The sequence below is a fragment of the Streptomyces sp. DH37 genome, assembly GCF_029813835.1.
GTDB lineage: Bacteria > Actinomycetota > Actinomycetes > Streptomycetales > Streptomycetaceae > Streptomyces.
Map to the genome: position 1 here is coordinate 1 of NZ_JARVKV010000197.1, position 441 is coordinate 441.

The following is a 441-nucleotide window of genomic DNA, read 5'->3' on the forward strand; positions in this document are numbered from 1 at the left end:
GCTTTGTCCGGTAGCCCAAAATGAAAACTCACCACAGGGACTTTTAAATCCGCCAATAGCGCTGCTTGTTCATGGGTAAATGGCTGACGTCCACCGGCCGTAGCTATCTCATCTTGGGTCAAACCAAATTCTTGATAATAAGGTTGTAGGGTATTAAACCATTTTTCTTGCATCGCTTGGGTATAGTCAGGTTGTTGATGCGCAAAAAAATTGACATTAAAGGGGGCATCGGTGAGCTTACGGATGCTCGCAATTTCACTTTCGATTTTTTGTAGGCTGAGCAGGGCGCCAGGCAGTGAGCCAAGTCCGCCTGCTTGGCACACGGCGATAGCAAGTTTACTGTCTTGAACACCTGCCATCGGCGCTTGGATGATGGGCAATTGAACTTTAACGTAATCAAGATAGCTGTTAATTGCCTTGGTATGATGGATCATTTTATGT

The 441-nt window shown here is 45.8% G+C and carries 1 protein-coding gene; it reads right to left on the bottom strand.

What is annotated here, in order from left to right; translation table 11 throughout:
• The coding region (locus tag QC029_RS31415) for a nitronate monooxygenase family protein (protein WP_279559103.1) at nt 1–441 on the bottom strand (441 nt) is incomplete at both ends.